Origin of the sequence: Photorhabdus sp. RM323S (genome assembly GCF_042879375.1) — a bacterium.
Lineage (GTDB): Bacteria > Pseudomonadota > Gammaproteobacteria > Enterobacterales > Enterobacteriaceae > Photorhabdus > Photorhabdus tasmaniensis.
This window is the reverse complement of the sequence record NZ_JBHFKZ010000001.1, coordinates 224,538-241,052: the sequence shown is the minus strand read 5'-3', so window position 1 is coordinate 241,052 and position 16,515 is coordinate 224,538. Positions and strand designations below refer to the sequence as shown.

15 protein-coding genes are annotated in these 16,515 nt (G+C 44.7%); 5 read left to right on the top strand and 10 right to left on the bottom strand.

Annotated elements, in window-relative coordinates:
• Window positions 1-414: 414 nt before the first annotated feature.
• The gene (locus ACGF7G_RS01000; RefSeq protein WP_387462947.1) at window positions 415-597 is read left to right on the top strand and encodes a hypothetical protein; all 183 of its coding nucleotides are present in this window, start codon (window positions 415-417) and stop codon (window positions 595-597) included.
• Window positions 598-676: 79 nt separating this feature from the next.
• Here the strand turns inward: ACGF7G_RS01000 and ACGF7G_RS00995 are convergent, their stop codons facing one another.
• From ACGF7G_RS00995 to ACGF7G_RS00965, 7 genes are all read right to left on the bottom strand, one after another.
• A complete protein-coding gene (locus tag ACGF7G_RS00995) occupies window positions 677-1,219 on the bottom strand; it encodes a CDP-archaeol synthase (RefSeq protein ID WP_387462945.1) in 543 nt (180 codons plus the stop codon).
• Entirely contained in the window at window positions 1,209-1,832 is a 624-nt protein-coding gene (locus ACGF7G_RS00990; protein WP_387462943.1) for a CDP-alcohol phosphatidyltransferase family protein, read from the bottom strand. The genes ACGF7G_RS00995 and ACGF7G_RS00990 overlap by 11 nt, the downstream gene beginning before the upstream one ends.
• Entirely contained in the window at window positions 1,829-3,403 is a 1,575-nt protein-coding gene (locus ACGF7G_RS00985; RefSeq protein ID WP_387462941.1) for a fatty acid CoA ligase family protein, read from the bottom strand. Before ACGF7G_RS00985 ends, ACGF7G_RS00990 begins: the two co-directional genes overlap by 4 nt.
• Entirely contained in the window at window positions 3,400-4,455 is a 1,056-nt protein-coding gene (locus tag ACGF7G_RS00980; RefSeq protein WP_387462939.1) for a hypothetical protein, read from the bottom strand. The genes ACGF7G_RS00985 and ACGF7G_RS00980 overlap by 4 nt, the downstream gene beginning before the upstream one ends.
• Window positions 4,448-7,192, bottom strand: coding sequence for a phosphoenolpyruvate synthase (locus tag ACGF7G_RS00975; protein WP_387462937.1), 2,745 nt, complete (start codon window positions 7,190-7,192; stop codon window positions 4,448-4,450). Before ACGF7G_RS00975 ends, ACGF7G_RS00980 begins: the two co-directional genes overlap by 8 nt.
• Before the next feature lie 166 nt (window positions 7,193-7,358).
• Entirely contained in the window at window positions 7,359-9,878 is a 2,520-nt protein-coding gene (locus tag ACGF7G_RS00970; protein ID WP_387462935.1) for a phosphotransferase, read from the bottom strand.
• 20 nt (window positions 9,879-9,898) lie between these two features.
• Window positions 9,899-10,843 (bottom strand): prenyltransferase, encoded by a 945-nt coding sequence (locus ACGF7G_RS00965; RefSeq protein WP_387462933.1) that lies wholly within the window; start codon window positions 10,841-10,843, stop codon window positions 9,899-9,901.
• A gap of 610 nt (window positions 10,844-11,453) precedes the next feature.
• Here ACGF7G_RS00965 and ACGF7G_RS00960 point away from each other — a divergent pair.
• Window positions 11,454-11,795 (top strand): hypothetical protein, encoded by a 342-nt coding sequence (locus ACGF7G_RS00960; protein ID WP_387462932.1) that lies wholly within the window; start codon window positions 11,454-11,456, stop codon window positions 11,793-11,795.
• Complete coding sequence (locus tag ACGF7G_RS00955) at window positions 11,789-12,292, top strand: GNAT family N-acetyltransferase (RefSeq protein ID WP_387462930.1); 504 nt, start codon at window positions 11,789-11,791, stop codon at window positions 12,290-12,292. The genes ACGF7G_RS00960 and ACGF7G_RS00955 overlap by 7 nt, the downstream gene beginning before the upstream one ends.
• Here ACGF7G_RS00955 and ACGF7G_RS00950 read toward each other — a convergent pair.
• Window positions 12,261-12,575, bottom strand: a complete 315-nt coding sequence (locus ACGF7G_RS00950) for a GIY-YIG nuclease family protein (protein WP_387462929.1) — start codon at window positions 12,573-12,575, stop codon at window positions 12,261-12,263. The two genes, ACGF7G_RS00955 and ACGF7G_RS00950, sit on opposite strands and share 32 nt — an antisense overlap.
• Window positions 12,576-12,850: 275 nt before the next feature.
• On the opposite strand from ACGF7G_RS00950, the gene ACGF7G_RS00945 reads away from it, so the two are divergent.
• Window positions 12,851-13,102 (top strand): DUF1471 domain-containing protein, encoded by a 252-nt coding sequence (locus tag ACGF7G_RS00945; protein ID WP_387462927.1) that lies wholly within the window; start codon window positions 12,851-12,853, stop codon window positions 13,100-13,102.
• 123 nt (window positions 13,103-13,225) lie between these two features.
• Window positions 13,226-13,657, top strand: coding sequence for a YhbP family protein (locus tag ACGF7G_RS00940; protein ID WP_133813795.1), 432 nt, complete (start codon window positions 13,226-13,228; stop codon window positions 13,655-13,657).
• A 2-nt stretch (window positions 13,658-13,659) separates the two neighbouring features.
• Here ACGF7G_RS00940 and nrdG read toward each other — a convergent pair whose 3' ends face one another.
• On the bottom strand, window positions 13,660-14,124 hold the full coding sequence (gene nrdG, locus ACGF7G_RS00935; protein ID WP_387462925.1) for an anaerobic ribonucleoside-triphosphate reductase-activating protein: 465 nt from the start codon (window positions 14,122-14,124) through the stop codon (window positions 13,660-13,662).
• Window positions 14,121-16,280 (bottom strand): anaerobic ribonucleoside-triphosphate reductase, encoded by a 2,160-nt coding sequence (gene nrdD, locus ACGF7G_RS00930; RefSeq protein WP_387462923.1) that lies wholly within the window; start codon window positions 16,278-16,280, stop codon window positions 14,121-14,123. Before nrdD ends, nrdG begins: the two co-directional genes overlap by 4 nt.
• Window positions 16,281-16,515: the final 235 nt, after the last annotated feature.

The following is a 16,515-nucleotide window of genomic DNA, read 5'->3' as shown; positions in this document are numbered from 1 at the left end:
AGCATTCATGACCTTCCAACCCCCGGAGAATATTTGGATCACCCGGTTTAGGGATAAATGAGGCAAAGCACGATCGCCTCTTTTGTGATCAAAGGTTAATGCGAATTTATATGTTGATTTAATAAATATCAAGATTGATATTTTAAAGATATGTAAATCTCACTTCAAAACAGTCACTGGTGTGAATTTTATCGGTGTTTAAGTAACATAATGATTTAATTTATTTCAAAAAGTTTGATTTAAGTAAGATTGCTTTAATCAAGTTATGGCACCATGATAGCTCGATGTCATAAGCTGGAATTAATAGTTAATGAATTGTTAATAAGGTAAAAGATGTGATGTTCTGTTGTTTTGGTCGGGGATTTGATGTCGTCAAGGTATTGTTAGCACTGAAACGACTGGAAGATATGACTCATGGCTAAAGTAACTCCTATCTCACATGCGAAAATGAGAAAACGTCTTCTTAATACACCGGAAGCTCTGCAAGCCTATGCTGAGGCTACAGAAGAATATGAGTTGCTAGAGCAACTCACTGAATGGCGGGAAAAGGCAGGTCTAAAAAAAGTAGATGTTGTAAAATGTGTGTTTCGTTGGTGATAACACGTAGAGGCATACTTATTTGGTATTGCCCTAAAATGGCTTCCAAAAGGAAGCCATTTTGCTGCGGTATTCCCGCCTAGAATCTCGTTTTTTTCAGCGAAAGTAAAAACAGCATATTTTTAACGATAAAAGCGCTGATTAAAAACCAGAGGAAAACGAAAAGTGCATCAATATAAGTCAGATTAAGACAAATGGAATACGCGATTGTGATGCCAATAGCAGAATCGAGCTGATCGAATAAAATAAACAGCTGCTTATTTTGCTTCGGATGTTGTCCCGGTGGTGCGCCGAGTCTCCTTTTCAACCAGGAGTTTGGCAATTCGAAAAGAACATAGCCGAAACCCGCTATGAACCCGGTAAATAAGCAGGAGGCAAGAGTCCGTGGAATAATGGTGTCCTGTGTTTCGGTACAGAGTATTAACCACAGCGGTGAAAATAGCGCGGTAATAATGGGTACAGCAATAAAACCACGCCAGGTTTTGTTGTAGCCGAAATAACGTTGGTGTACCGGGATAGCCCAGAAGGAAAAATAGTTTTTTGTAACAATCACCATGTGTAAACAACCACCAAGGATAACCGGGATAAGTAAAATCCCCGCGTGATAAAAACTATTGAACATAGAGACTCCAGAAATGAAGACCTGTAAATAAAACAAACCCTGCAAGTGTTGTACTGACGATAGTACTGAGATGTTTGAATTTATAAAACGGGCGATCCCATAGCATGGCAATACTGAATGCAAGAAGCACTAATGTCAGTAAAAGATGGGTCAACCCCGGCGTTGCCACCAAACCGACCAAAGCGTAACCACTGACAATAAATAAGCTCCAGAATACGGGCATTCCAAGGTAGGAGAGTCGATCTTCATCCTGAATATTTCCGACTTCGTTAAATACGGATAACCGCAGACAACCGCTGATTATCATTAAGATAATAAACAGCGAATACCAGGATTGATAACCGGAAAGGTATAGGATGATGGATGGTGAGATCAGGTAAATAAGTTGATCCATAAATCCATCAAGATAACGGCCAAAAGGGCGGACAATATCTAAGTTCCTAGCCAGAATACCATCGAGTGCGTCGCCAAGCATGGCAAGATATAAGAACGCAATGGCCAGATAATACCAATGCTGTAATGCGGCTGCCACGGAGAGCGCGCTAAATACCGCTCCACCAATAGTGATATAGTCCGCTCTGTTTAGCTGGATGATGAAATGGTTACTGTTCATAATTTTTCCTTGTATGGAAAGGAGGGTAATTGGCCTTTCCTGAGCATATTTATCAGTGCTATACGGTTGATTTTGCTGTTATGGCGAATGTCGACGGGAATCGGATTGGCATAATAAATCCGTGTGACCAGAGTGAGATCCAGTTCGTCTAAGATGGCGGATAAACCAGTCGGCAGAGTGGTGCTTTCCAATATCAGAGCGGTTCCACCTAAAGGATGCAACACGAATGCGCTCCGTGCGACGTTTGACAGTTCATTGATCCTTTTTTCCACCACATAGGGATGGATGATGCGTCCATCATCTAACAGCACCTTGTCTTTTACCCGTCCAAGCAACCAGAGCTGTCCTGCGGTATCTAGGTAGCCAACATCACCGGTACAGTGCCAGATCCCTCCCTGTTTACGTGGGAGTTTGTTTTCTTTTGTTGCTTGAGGATTATCAATATAGTCTTTGAGCACATGAGGCCCGGCAACCAGAATTTCACCTATATCACCGGTAGCCAGCGGGGTAATTTGTTGGGGATCAGCGGTTATCTTCCTGATACATATTTCCGCTTGTGCGACGGGTTTCCCGACCAGATAACCATCATGTGTTGCCCAGTGATTTAATTGTGTTGTCATTTCGACCGTACTGATCGGTTCGACCTCGGTGGAGCCATAGACCACCAGACGCAGAGCATGTGGGAAGACTGCCTGGCAGTTTTCAAGCAGCTCCTTATTGGCAGGCGCGCCGCCCACGATGACAGTGCGTACATTGGGGAATGACAAGCTCTTGTTTCTGGCATAACCAGTGACTTTGTTCATATAAGCCGGTGCACCGCTGAGGCAGGTGATGCCCCCATTTTGCAACTGCCCAATGATTTTCTGCGCATCAACAGTTGCAGGATGGGCAAAGTCAAAATCAGGCAGAATACTGCTGTTGCCGCAGCACAATGAATGCAGCACCATGACGGGGAAACTGTGCAGGTCGATCTCGCTTTTTTCCTCAGGAAAAAGCGCTTTTATCGCATAAAGTTGTGCTAACAGGCTGTCGTGAGTGCGGTTTGCACCTTTAGGTATACCGGTAGAACCCGAGGTAAAAGTAATTAATCCCGTTGTATCCGGTGGTAAGTCCCGGCAGATAAAGTTATCCATTGGTAAATGTTGGCTGGGCGCTTTCAGTACTTTCATGCCCCAGATAGGCTGTCCAATAACAAAACGGCGCAGTCGCCACAGTTCGGGGATCAGAAACCAGAATTTTCCTAACGCAGGCTGGCTGATAACCGCCGATAATTTACTGTGCCGTAGCGTCTCCCGGAGTTGTTTTCTGGAAAGTCCCCGCTCAAGCATAACCGGAACCAGCCCCAATCCCAGAATGGCGATAAGCAATGGGTAAAGTACTAAGCCTGGCTGAACAATCACTAACAAGCGATCGCCGGCCACGAACCCGGCTTGGGTTAATAGATGCTGGAAGTGGGATGCGTGAGAAAAAAACTCCCGAAAACTCAAACTACTGCCGTGTGGTGCTTGCAGGGCTAAATGCTCAGGGTGTTTTTGGGCCGCATCGACAATTGGCTGACAAATATTTGTCATGCGAGCCTCCTGTAATAAAGCGCATATTGGTGTCTGGCGGCAGCGGGGGTATTGAAAAGCCGTTCTGCGGTCTTTAACGATTTATTATCTTCACGCATCAGGGCACCCCCCAGGTAGGGATGAATGCGGCTGGCACTTTGCTGATATGAGTGATACAGCGCGTGATATAGCCGACTTCCCCGGTATTGCGGCGCGACTGCGACGGTTTTCAACAAGCCTATAGCGGGCTGACCGTTTTGGCTCACGGATAAGCTAAGAATTAACCCGGCAATTTCACCGCTGTCGGTTTTAGCCAGGAATGATGCAGGGTAATGGCAAAAAGGTTTAATAAACTCCTCACCGCAATATTGTTGAAATGTTGTCCATGACGGTGTGGTGTAAGCGAAATTCTCGCCGAAGACCGAATCAATGAAGGAATATAATCTAACCTGTTCCTGCATCCATAATTCCGGCGTTAGCGGCAGTAATGTCGCCTGAGTATCAGGGAGCTTTTGTCCGCGCTGATAGTCCAGCCGAAAATTGTTTGCTACTGCCTGAGTATCGTCGAATATCGAGGTGTAGCGGTAACGATTAATAAACCTTAATCCTTCTAACAATAGGGAGTAATAAGGCGGGTTGTAAGGTTCATGCTCAAAAGGGGGGACATCAAAATGATCAAGCCGGACGCGGTAATGCCCGAAGGTCGAGAAGTTAATCGGCCCGTAGAGATTGTGTGCGCCATTTTTCTTAGCCCACTGTTCCAGAGCGCTAAACAGCATGGTGTTGCTTGCCATATCATTATCGGTTTCCCAAAAACCGAAAAATGCGGCGGATTGACCATCAACGGCATGGGGCACTAAAAAACCGGCAAGACGGGTTTTCCCCGGAATACAGCCAATCCAGGCTTTGCTGTGATTAAACCAGGGATTTTCCAGACTGAACTGTTGTTGCACCTTCTCCCGATCTTCGCCAGGCCAGAGCGGCCAGTCACGGTAGATTGTTGCCGGAAGATCGAGAAAACTTTCAGGCAGTGGGTTGGCCGGGGACCATTCGCCCATGAAGAGATCAGACATGTTCGCTCCTTGCAGGTAATTCTTCTGTCGTGGTGTCGTGCAAGCGGACAACACTCCCGGTTGCACCATCCATACGTACCCTATCGCCATCTTTTAAAATTTGGGTGATCGCGGGAATGCCGACAATGGCGGGGATCCCCAGTTCACGAGCGACAACGGCAGAATGTGAGAGGGTGGAACCGCGTTCGATCAATAACCCGCCTGCGGTAGGGAATAGTGGTGCCCAACCGGGATCGGTTCGAACGGTACACAGAATTTGCCCTGCCAATGACATCTCATCCTGTGGGTTTTTAATTAAGCGGATGGTTGTTTCAACCACCCCTGGATAACAGCCAATGCCCTGTAGCATCCCGCTATCGGTGGGTGCCTGCTGTTTTTGATATGGATAGCTGTAATCTTGCTGTTGATACAGTGAGCCTCTGATAAAGAAGTGGTGAGCAGGCTCGTCTTCTGTTTCGTAGCGGGTGTATTCTTGTTTGCGTATAGCGACTAAAGGCTTAAGCTGGGTCTGTACTGCTGTTCCTTCATAACCGCTGTAAATCTCCTCTAACGTCAGGTAGAAAATATCGCGGGGTTCTGCGAGCAGCCCTTCTAATGCATATGCCTGGCCGAGCTGTATGAAAATATCCCGGTATAGCCCAAACATCCGGGTTCGGGTGAAGCGCATATTCTCCCGGTGACGTATCGCCTGACGTAATTTATGCAGATTTTTTTTGAAGGCTTCCATACGCCTGGAGCCAAGTTGCTCGCGTATTTGCTGAAATGCCGTGTTTTCAGCCTGAGTACGCAACTTTCTTTCCCGGCTGGACAAGGTTTCTGGTGTGAGGGTATCGATCGCAAGGTAGTTTTTTATTATCAGGAATAGAAAACTGGGATCTTGTTTTAGCGTAATGGTCTCCAGCTTTAGCTCACCCATCGTGCGATCGCCATATTTTTCAATATAATCAATGCACTGCTGGTGGAAGGATGTATCGAGTTTGCGTACCTGAGTTAACAGGGTACCTGCATCGCCGTGTGTTAACAGGGTGCATAATGCTGAATTCTGGCGTGCGTACTGGCACATTTTCAACAACACTTTGGTCGGCTGGGTGCTTTCTATATCTTCATCCCCGGAGAGAAGATCGCCTAATAATGCGGACGAGTTTTCAATACCCGCAGCGGTCAGCCCCCGGTGTACCCGGCCATTAAACATCATCACGTAGAAGTCATTCAGGATAGGTGTCGTCCAGCGTTGTAGTAGATGTTCATCCAGATATTTCAATTTCTCGATCAGTTGGCTGCTATTGCAGGTGTGCAATTCAGTTCGTTTTATCGCGGCGGTATGCTGTTTAAACTGTTCTAAGAAGAGTTCTACCCGCTGATCCATTGTTCTGAAAGCATATAGCAGGCGCAGGAGTGCCCACCCCATCTTTGGCAGTTTCTTTATTTTATCGCCCAGTGAGGGGGTTTTATCTTCAATAAAATCAACCGGGTCTTCCAGTCCCATCATTCTTTCCATATCTTTTTTATTGGTTTGGAAAGAGGGCAGTAATAATAGTCCTTTGTACCAATTGTTGATGTTGTAATAGATCCTGCCTTTAATTAAACCAAGCATGTTTTCCAACATGGAACGATGCTGATTAACTTGTTTATCCGAACAACCTAAGGCACGTATTGTCTGTTCATAAACGGTGGCATAACCTGCGCGGGCAAAAGAGAAAGTCAGCGGCGTTGTTATTCCACAATAAGATTCCTGAATATTGGAATTATCGAAAATAATATGGCGTTCGCTTTTATCATCCTGACGGGGCAACCGGGTGATTGGCCGGGTCTGTAGAATAAAGATTTGGTGGTTTTGAATCGTCCATTCAATATCTTGTGGACATCCCCGTGCCGCAGCGATTTTTTTGCCCATATCCCGTAATGCATAGATTTCGCTATCGGGTAAGGTCGGTTCCCACTGTTTTTCTTCCACGACGGGCATCGTTACTGTACCACTGCCGCTGGTGGTATCGAAAACACTGGCTGTCCCTTTTTGCGTGATATGGCGTTCGATCTCGAACGTGGTGAGATGAACGGAAAATTCATCGGTATCACATTCGCCGGAAACCACACCTTCACCTGTGCCCCAGGCGGATGAGATGAGGCAATGTTGTCTGCTGCCGGTCACAGGATGTGCCGTAAACATGACACCAGAAACTTCACCGGCAACCATATTCTGAATGATGACCGCGCTACGGATATTGCCCATCGGTAGCTGTTTGTGTAAACGATATTGTAACGCGCGGGTATTAAAGGCTGAGGCCATCACGGCGCGTAAGCTGTCGGCAAGGGCGGCTTTGCCACGCTGAAACAGATAGCTGTCCATCTGTCCGGCGAAGGAGGCGTTGGCTGCATCTTCACCAATAGCTGATGAGCGAACAGCAAAAAACGCATCCGGGTAATTTTCTGACAAGAGAGTTAATTCTTCTTCTAACTCAGCAGGCAACGGAATCGACTGTAGCCATTGGCGCAGAGGGGCGGCGATGGCGTCGAGTTTTTCCTGGCTAATATCATGTGGCACGGCGGCTAATTGTTCCACAATGTTAATCGCAAACGTATCGTTGATTAATAAACTGTTCAGCACTTCGCTGCTGATGACCCAATAATCAGGTACAGGGAAACCGTTTTGCGTAAGCCATAATAAATTAGCCGCTTTACCGCCTAAGGAATGTTCTGCTAATTCAATAGCGCTATCTTGAGTATAGAGATATTTCATGTTGTTCCACCAATGCAGCAATAGTACACCTTGCCTATATCATGGCCCTATCTGCGCGTAATAATATTGGCGTAGGTCAATCGATAAGACACGAATGTATTACAAACTATTGCTGCACCCTTATTTTAGAGGAAGAGTAAATTAAATAATTTATTTGGGTTACTAGTTAGTTCCGCGTTAATGAAATAAGCCAGCGGATAGTTTTCATTGTGCGTTCCATAAATGGATAGCCAACGACATTATGCGCCATCATATAAAGCGGTATTCTTCTCATCCATAAATCACGTAATGCGAGTTCATAGCCACGTCGCCAACTTATTGGATCGAGAGAAATTCCCGATTTTTGTTCAAGTTCAACCCGGTGCAGTTCAATATAATAGGCCACACTGTCCGCATCGCTATGCTGGTCTAAACTAAAGGCCAGTAATTCGGCAAGGTCGCGCTGTGGCAGATGCAAAGTAGACAACTCCCAATCCCAGGCGCATAAACGTAATCCTTCTTCCTGCTGCCGGAAGGCAATATTCCGTGGGTTGAAATCACCGTGGATCAACGTTCTGGGCATTTGTTCGATTTCTTGCCACCAGATGGCGGCGTTATCTACCCAGTGCTGAAAGTCTTGTTGTTCTTCGGCGGTGAACAACTCTGGAAATGCTTGGTGAATAAAATGACCTAGTTTTTGCCACAGGGGCTTCATTTGTGAAACTGTATCGGCGTCAGGAATTTGCAGTTGTGGGAATTTCCACATAAGCTCTCCTTCCCGCCCTAACCAGATGGAGTGAATATCGGCTACCCCTCTGATAGCCGTTTCAAGATGGTGCTGTTCCCACGGTGTTTCCAGGTTAATATTGTTCATTAGCACCATATCCTGGAGTAATTCTTCAATCAGGGCATAAGTTCCGGTTGCCTCATTTTCAATCACACCATAGATAATGGGTATATAGCGCATCAACTGTGGATTTTGCTGATTCATAATAGCCAGTTCACGGCTATGACTCTGGTGAAATTCAAGCTGGTGGGCAAAATCCTGGAAAACAGCAAACAATTCAGGGGAACAATGCTTGGCAATATCCAGGACCATTTTAACGATCTCACTCCCCAAAGGTTTCAGTTTCAGCATCACTGGCAGAGTACGTTGTGCGGATGTCGTCATCGCAAAGGGAAATAAACCAATTAAACGTTCCGCATAATTCGAACTCAGATGTGTCAGCAGGCTGTGCTCATCATTGCCAGAAAATTCTGGTTTGATCGTGGTCAGATGAGTTCCCTGTAACACAGGATTGAGGTTTGCTTGCTGGAAAAATGACAGATCAAGCTCCTGTAGGGTGTGCGGAATAATACTGCTAGTGTGGGGTGGGCGGTTGCGGCCAAGTCTTTCATGTGATTGAGCGAATTCATCCGCCGCAACAGCTGATAGTGTTGAAATATCAAGAGCCAGGCAGTAACTGGCGATGATTTCAGCCAGACGGGCAGTGCCGTTTTCATCGGTGCAGCCCAGCATGTTCAGACATTCACGTTGGTGTGGTAAATAGGTTCCGCCACCGACTGTTCCTACGATTAGCGAGGGCAGTGTGACACTGCAATAGACTCGGTTATCGGCAGTTAATGTCATGTGTAAATGCGCGACTGATGATTCATGTACACAGGCGATGTCTTGACCGAGGGCAGTAAACATACCGGCGATAACGTTTGCTGCATTAATATTTACGCCGACCATCCCTGAGGCGATAGCCCCCTCGCAGATATGATGATAAGCCGTGACAAGTTGTTGCGGCGTGACTTTCAGGATTTGCTGACAGGATTCAGCACTGAGATAAACCTCGGCGACGACACGTGTCCCTCGTCCTTCAATAAACGTTTTATAAGAGACTTTTTTATCGCCGGAAGTATTACCATCTATCATAAAGTGGCGCAGTGGTATAAACGCCATTTTGGCGAGTTGTTGTTGGATCCATTGGCATGCATACCAGGTGCAGACGGTAGTCATATTTTGGCCTGCTGCTGCCGCTGTATTGTAGATGAACTGCAAATGGACGCTGCGCCCAATGATTTGCGGCTTTATTTCCAGCAATCGCGCATGTTTGGAGTGGCGGCCAATTTCATGCCGTATTTCGCTGAGATGTTCGTTAACCCAATCACTGAACATGATGCTGTGTGCTACGCTATAAAATTCAAAACGAGGTGCTCGTATCATGCGTTGGCTGAGTACCCGGGCAGTCGTCCCCCCTGATTGCATAATGGCAGAGGAGCCACGGGATATCGACGCAATTAAAGCGCCTTCTGTGGTGGCGAGTGGGGCATAATATACCCCTTGCGCGTATTGTCCCTTGATCAAGAGAGGGCCGGCGATCCCTACAGGGATTTCTATTGAACCAATAAATCCTTCAATGGTTTTTGTTAGTTTCGTCGCATCCAGATGGGTAGCGGCTACGTGTTCCAGTGGATGCCCTGTATGTTTTGCCAGATAATCCAGGCGCTTTTGCCGGGCTTCCTCGGTATATGTATAGAGGTGGCGGCGGGGCAATAGTTCTTGGGCTGCTTCTGTGCGAACGCCAGATGCTTCTTGGTGTTTAATGCTGAATATGTCACGTGATAATTCTAGAATAGAACCTCGCGCACAGTTTTCTGTGTGAGCAGTGGTATTATCTGAAACATCAAGCACACATGATTGGATATTTTTTTGCAACATAACTCTATTTCCTTTAATACCTAAGCAAACCCAAGCTTTATTAAGATGCTGGCAATGCACACTGAGTAACCCAGCACCATAAATATTCCCACTACTGCTTCATCGCGTTTGCGATTCTGGATGGTGGGGCGATGAAGGAATTTGCCTAATTGCCATAGACACAATGCATAACAAACGACCAGGATAATTAACGCCCATAACGCTATACCACCAGTAGTGATATTGATTAGCCAAATCTGTAACGCCAGCATTACAGTGAGTAATGACGCGATAATAGCGACAGCCCCTTTTATACCGAAAATAGATGAATAGGTTGGTATTTCCAGACGCTCTTCATCTGGACCTTTACATTTGCGTGTAATTTCAAAACTGAATCCAGAGAAAAAGCACAATCCCATTAAAACCCATATTGGGAAAGTGAGTGTAACGTTAGGGCTGGCGATATTGCCTAACCACCAGATAATGAGTGGCATTACCAGCATATGGGAAATGGCGTACCAAGTGAGGTGCTGGTTTAACCATTCACTGATAAAGAACTCTTTCCCCATAAGGCAAGTCCAGATAAAGACTAATAGCCAGGTAAAAGTGACTGAGCCGACGCCTCGATCTAAAAATAAGCTGCCACCCAATTGCAATGCGATACAGCAGATACCAAGTACCCGTAGATTTTTTAGCGTAATAATACCCCGCTGTAAGATCCGCTGTGGGTGGTGTTCACAATCCAGTTGATAATCCTTATGCTCATCGAATATCCGTAATAGTAAAAAATAGGAGAAGGCCATCAGGCAGCCGAGCAGGATTTCCCATGACAGAACGGGTTTTTCCCCTATCGAATAAAAAGCGACGGAATAGCTGATGATATAAAAAATAAAGAAAAGCGGTGCATTTTGTAGCGGGAAACGTTCATCCATCCATAGCTTTATCCTCTTACCAATGAATTTTGAGTAGATCTCTTGGCCTTCCATACGTCATTCCTATTTATTGTATAAAGATTAAACTAATATACGTTTGTAACAATCCAATCCAAGGATAATAAATCCAAAAATAAATCTTAATAAAGTCTATACGTGCTTTTTAGCAGGTAGCCGTATGAAATACGTATCGACCAGCGTCATACGTTAAGCCAAAAATTTGCAATCCGCTATAATCAGGATGTGTAAATTTAAATATCAGTATGCAACTTATGTTTACATTTTCTTTCATAAATGTATGTTTGTCTGATGTTTTTGGTTTTTTGGATTGAAAGATAATGGGCCTTGATGTCATGTGTCGGTCCGATATAAATGACATCCATCCCGTTATCTACAACAACTATGCTCCACATAAATAAGCTTTTTGTGGGGCAAATCTGTTCTATATGAAATACTGGAATAAAGTAATAATAGTTAACAATTGTAATTAACCGAATGGTGAGATGTTTTGATTTAGAGCAGTTTATAGGCGGATATTACCCAAATAGTTGCAAGGTAAAATTTACAACTGGTTCTGTATTGGATTCTTGATGTAGGATCGGAGAGATACCGATATATTCTGGTTGAATAGCTATGCTACTTTATCAAGTAAGGAGTTTGAGCTGTGTTAGGAAAAATCCGCGATCTTAATCTGCGCTGGTTTACTACTGTCCGTGATAATCATTTAGTTGTCAGCCAGCATAAGCAGAAAGAGGTTAATTTCATCGGCGAAGCCAATAGTCTGATTTTAATCGCTACCCGCAAAGAAAAGCTGGATATTTTGTCTTTCCTGTGTCGTTTGTGTATTGCAGAGGATCCAGAATCAGGGTTGTATGTTAGAAATTGGATGGATGCGATAGCACTGAAATTTATGCCTGCTGTTTTTCGTACCGGTTTATTGCGATTGGTTGCGTTTGTTAAAGTCAGTTTACCGGAGGGCGCAGAACATGCGCGATTATCATGTTGATCAGGGTAGAAATTTCAGTAGATGCAGCAGGAATAGATCAGTTACTGCGGGGATCTTTTGATACTCCGGCAGAAGCGGAATTGGTACAGCAATTGCGGGAAGATGGATTACTCACGTTGGGTATGGTTGCTACGGATGAAGAAGGTCAGGTCATTGGTTATGTGGCATTCAGTCCGGTAGATATTAATGGAGAGGATCGCCAATGGGTTGGTTTAGCCCCGTTAGCGGTTGCTGAAGAATATCGTCGGCAGGGGATTGGTGAAAGACTCATTTATGAAGGTTTGGATAGCCTGAATGAATTTGGTTACGGCGTAGTCGTTGTTTTAGGTGATCCGTTCTATTATCGCCGGTTTGGTTTTACGCTTGCCAGTGAGCACCAGTTACAGTGTAAGTGGCCAACATGTGAACCCTATTTTCAGGTATATGAATTAGCTGACAGTTCCTTGGCTGATTATACTGGGCTGGTTACTTATTCTCCCCATTTTGACCGTTTCTGATTGATGCCAAATATTTTGCTATACAGATGGGCTGGCAAATAACCAGCCTCTCTTTTTGTTGTTTACTCAATTGCTTTACCTGATATTCCAGTTGTGAGGCACGGGATCTGTCTCCGGCATAACTGCTGAAAACCAGCTGTAATGGTCCTTTCCCTCTCAGTGCTTTTGCTCCTTTACCATTTGCATGTTGCGCAAAACGGCGGTTGATATCTGTCGTTATCCCGGTGTACAGCATTCCTGCTTTTGTTTTCAGTAAGTAAAGAACCCATTGATTTTTAGCCATATAACTTTTTCTTAATTTTTTATTTTTGATATTTATCTTTTATTAAGACGTTTTTTCTATATTATTTTTCTGAATAAATTAGTTTAAGTCATTATAATATAATAGTTTTATCAAGATTAGTTACATATCAAATTCCTATATATCGTATTTTTTGTTCAAAAAAATTGAAATAAAATAGCAATAATTGCTAATTTTTATTCTGGTCGTTAGAGCATACTATGATCCACATCACAGAGAGTAACTCATTCCATTAAAAATTGATCAAGGATCATGTTATGAAAAACGTAAAATATATCGCTGCTGCTTTGGCTTTAAGTGCTATCTCTTTTGGTAGTATGGCAGCAACAGAAGTTCAAACTACTTCATCTGCCAAGGTTGGCGTGGTTTCTGTAACCGGTGCTGATACCTTGGAAAGTTTGAGTGCTGAATTGTCCAAAAAAGCTGACAAAGCTGGTGCATCTTCTTTCCGCATTATATCTACTAGCGGTAAGAACCAATTGTCAGGTGTTGCTGAAATCTATAACTAATTTATAGTAGAACACACTGAACCCTGACTTTGTCGGGAGATGTCAGAACACGCCGCAGGATGATGTTTATCCCGGCGTGGTTCTGGGTTTCCAGACTAATAAAATCCTCCCATTGGAGGGAGTGTGAATACCACTGAAAACTTTCAGATTATCCGCCAATACCTCGCAAGACAGCACGTCTTCACGCTTTGCACAACAACAGAAAATGATATCTGGTGTGCAAGTTGTTTCTATGTTTTCGATGCCGAGAAAATAGCCTTTTGGTTTATGACTGAATCCCATACCCGTCATGGTGAAATGATGCAAATAAACTCACAGGTGGCAGGGACTGTTGCCGGGCAGATACGTAATATCGCGCAGATAAAAGGTATTCAGTTCAAAGGGAGTGTCATTTGTTTGGCAGGAGAAGAGGATAAAGCGGCCAGAGCACGTTATTGCCGCCGTTTTCCTGTGGCGATGGCGGCTAAAACACCGGTTTGGCAGCTGGATCTCAGTGAAATAAAAATGACTGATAACACGCTGGGATTTGGTAAGAAAATCTGCTGGCAGCGATAAAATTATCTCAGTTGATGAATAATCTGGTTGCGGCTGCCGCGCCATAATAAGCCGGGATCATAAAGATTCTGGATAAACTTGCCATCTATCAGCACATTAATATAGCGGACAACTTCCTGTTGGGCTTTGCTGAGTTCACTTAGCAAATAGCCAGTCCACAGCCAGATATCCTTTTCAGGGCACTCTGTCTTGACCCGTTTTACCAGTTTCAGGATCACAGATATGTTGTCTGGATGAAGCGGATCGCCGCCAGACAGGGACAACCCTTGCCGTTTAATGCGGTTATCCTGTAAATCGGCGACAATATGGTCTGCCATTTCCTGTGTAAATAGTTGGCCGGAATTTGTTCGCCAGGTGCTTTTGTTATAGCAACCGGGGCATTGGTGCTCACATCCTGCGACAAACAGCGTACAGCGGGTTCCGGGACCGTTAACCACATCAACTGGGTAATATTGGTGGTAATTCATTTTTTAGCCTGCCTGAATGCATCTAATTGCCCATTTGCCAGATGTTTTACTCTGCGTTTCACCTCTTCTTGCTTGCCTGCATTGAATGGGCGGGCGTCAGGGCTTCCCAGATAACCGCAGACGCGGCGGGTTACAGATACCCTGGAGGAAGCATGATTGCCGCAACGGGGGCAGGTAAATCCTTTACTGGCGCAGGAAAATTCACCGGTAAATCCGCAGTCATAGCATTCGTCAATGGGGGTATTGGTCCCATAATAGGGGGTGTGTAAGTAGCTGTAATCCCAGACATCTTCCAGTGCTTTTAAATTATGTTGCAGATTGGGATATTCGCCGTAACAGATAAAACCGCCGTTTGCCAGTGGTGGATAAGAGGCTTCAAAATCCAGTTTGTCGTAAGGATTGACCTTCTTTTCAACGTCAAGATGGAAACTGTTGGTGTAATAGCCTTTGTCTGTCACTCCTTCGATAACACCAAATTCAGCGGCATCAAGGCGGCAGAAACGATCACACAGGTTTTCACTGGGTGTGCTATACAGGCTGAAACCATAACCTGTCTCTTTTTTCCATTGATCAGTGGCTTTTCGCAGATGGTTAACAATTGAGAGCGCTTTGATGCGTAATTGTTGGTCATCAAATAGATGGGCCCGATTGCCATACAATGCGTTAATGGTTTCATGAATGCCAATATAGCCCAGAGAGATAGAAGCCCGGCCATGTTTAAAGATTTCAGCAATATTATCATTGGCTTGCAGGCGAATCCCGCAAGCACCTTCCATATAAAGGATTGGTGCAACCTGTGCTTTGACACCTTCCAGACGGGCAATACGGGTCAGCAATGCTTGTTTTGCCAGTGCCAGACGCTTATCCAGCAATCGCCAAAAATGTTTTTCATCTCGTTTGGCCTCGATAGCAATCCGAGGCAGGTTTAAACTGATAACCCCCAAGTTATTGCGACCTTCATGAATTTGCTCACCATTTTCTTCATAAACACTGAGGAAACTGCGGCAACCCATTGGGGTTTTAAAGGAACCCGTGACTTTAACAACCTGATCGTAGTTAAGAATATCAGGATACATTCGCTTGCTGGCACATTTTAGAGCTAGTTGTTTGATATCGTAGTTGGGGTCACCAAATTTATGATTCAGGCCATCACGGATAGCAAATACTAGTTTGGGGAATACCGCTGTTTTGTGGTTCTTGCCCAACCCGGCGATACGGTTACGCAGAATAGATTGTTGGATTAGGCGGCACTCTTTTGAAGTGCCCAGACCAAAGCCAAAAGTGACAAAAGGTGTCTGTCCGTTGGCGGTGTGCAGTGTATTAACTTCATATTCCAGTGACTGGAAAGCGTCGTAACACTCTTTTTCTGTTCGTGCTTCCGCGTAAGATTCTTTATCGGCAATATCCCATTCTTTAGCAACGGCCAAATGTTTGTCATAGCTGGCTTTAACGAATGGTGCTAAGACTTCATCTATACCGTTAATCGTAGTACCACCATAAATATGGCTGGCAACCTGGGCAATAATTTGAGCAGTTACCGCTGTTGCGGTTGCAATGGATTTGGGTGGCTCTATTTCAGCATTACCCATCTTGAACCCGTTGGTCAACATGCCTTTCAGGTCGATCAGCATACAGTTGAACATCGGGAAAAAGGGTGAATAATCCAAATCGTGATAGTGGATTTCACCTCTTTCATGAGCCAGTACCACGTCACGCGGCAGCATGTGCTGTTTGGCATAATGCTTGGCAACAATTCCTGCCAGCAGATCGCGTTGGGTTGGAATAACTTTACTGTTTTTATTCGCGTTCTCATTGAGCAGGGAGATGTTGCTCTGTTCAACTAAACCACGGATTTCCTGATTAAGGCGACTGCGTGATCCCCGGGCAAGATCCCTGTCATGACGATATTCAATATAGAGGCGGGCAAGGTGCTTATAGTTGCCTGCCATCAATTGGTTTTCTACCGCGTGCTGAATATTTCGTATATCAACTTGTCTATGGTCAGCCATTAATTGCGTTACTGTGGATGCCACTTGGGCACAGTACTCATCATCTATGACTCCAGCGGCAGAAGCAGCCTGTTTTACCGCATCTCTGATACGGATTTCATCAAATGGTACCTGACGACCATCTCGTTTTATCACAACAGTTTTCACACTATAACTCCTTGAGAATGTTATCCAAAGATATAATCCATTCTCGTTTTGATATTCAGCTTAAATAGAGGTGATGCTATATATGGTTTGTATTTTTATATTTAAGCACAATATGTAGTAAGTTAAAGTGAAATAATAACGACCTGATTTGATCTAACACAAAGAACAGGAAGCTATATCTGGGAGATGGGAAAAAATAAAAAAACCTTGGTCAGTGGGTGAACTGACCAAGGGT

Coding starts and splice junctions, on each gene's coding strand:
- ACGF7G_RS00955 (WP_387462930.1), top strand. CDS start 11,789: ATGTTGATCAGGGTAGAAATTTCAGTAGATGCAGCAGGAATAGATCAG.
- ACGF7G_RS00995 (WP_387462945.1), bottom strand. CDS start 1,219: ATGTTCAATAGTTTTTATCACGCGGGGATTTTACTTATCCCGGTTATC.
- ACGF7G_RS00980 (WP_387462939.1), bottom strand. CDS start 4,455: ATGTCTGATCTCTTCATGGGCGAATGGTCCCCGGCCAACCCACTGCCT.
- ACGF7G_RS00990 (WP_387462943.1), bottom strand. CDS start 1,832: ATGAACAGTAACCATTTCATCATCCAGCTAAACAGAGCGGACTATATC.
- ACGF7G_RS00975 (WP_387462937.1), bottom strand. CDS start 7,192: ATGAAATATCTCTATACTCAAGATAGCGCTATTGAATTAGCAGAACAT.
- ACGF7G_RS00965 (WP_387462933.1), bottom strand. CDS start 10,843: ATGGAAGGCCAAGAGATCTACTCAAAATTCATTGGTAAGAGGATAAAG.
- ACGF7G_RS00950 (WP_387462929.1), bottom strand. CDS start 12,575: ATGGCTAAAAATCAATGGGTTCTTTACTTACTGAAAACAAAAGCAGGA.
- nrdG (WP_387462925.1), bottom strand. CDS start 14,124: ATGAATTACCACCAATATTACCCAGTTGATGTGGTTAACGGTCCCGGA.
- ACGF7G_RS00985 (WP_387462941.1), bottom strand. CDS start 3,403: ATGACAAATATTTGTCAGCCAATTGTCGATGCGGCCCAAAAACACCCT.
- ACGF7G_RS00945 (WP_387462927.1), top strand. CDS start 12,851: ATGAAAAACGTAAAATATATCGCTGCTGCTTTGGCTTTAAGTGCTATC.
- ACGF7G_RS00970 (WP_387462935.1), bottom strand. CDS start 9,878: ATGTTGCAAAAAAATATCCAATCATGTGTGCTTGATGTTTCAGATAAT.
- ACGF7G_RS01000 (WP_387462947.1), top strand. CDS start 415: ATGGCTAAAGTAACTCCTATCTCACATGCGAAAATGAGAAAACGTCTT.